The sequence below is a fragment of the Streptomyces sp. SID5910 genome, assembly GCF_009862125.1.
GTDB lineage: Bacteria > Actinomycetota > Actinomycetes > Streptomycetales > Streptomycetaceae > Streptomyces.
The window spans coordinates 1-447 of sequence record NZ_WWHX01000949.1; the positions used below are offsets into that span (position 1 = coordinate 1).

A 447-nucleotide genomic window follows, 5' to 3' on the forward strand; every position below is an offset into this window, starting at 1 on the left:
TCCCTCAGCGCACCGGCCGGCTGCTCCGTACGGCCTCGGCCCCGGCGGCCAGTCCCAGCCGGGGACTCGCCAGCACCGGAACCCGGGTGCTCGTCAACCGCGCGGCGGGCGCCATGGACGCCTGGGCCAGGACGATCGCGTCGGCGTCGGTGACAGCGTCGGCCACCGCGGCCACCAGACGTACGTAGCGGTCGGTGTCCCCGGCCTCGAAGCACGGCCAGGCGCCGTCGACCAGACGCGTCCGCACCTCGACGGGGCGCCCGGCGCGCCGGGCCTCCTCAGCGACGAGTGCCCGGGTCGGCGCGAGCGTGCTCTCCAGGGCGGCGAGGACGACGACGCGCCGGCCGGCGGCCACCGCGGCGGCGGCCATCGGCCGGTCGACCCGCAGCACGGGCACCCCGGCGCCGCCGGCGGCCTCCTCGGCGACGCCGCCGATGGTCGAGCAGG

At 79.2% G+C, this 447-nt stretch carries 1 protein-coding gene; it reads right to left on the bottom strand.

The window, feature by feature from the left end; genetic code table 11:
* Positions 1-4: 4 nt before the first annotated feature.
* The coding region (locus GTW67_RS33770) for an aspartate/glutamate racemase family protein (RefSeq protein ID WP_346010807.1) at positions 5-447 on the bottom strand (443 nt) is incomplete at its 5' end.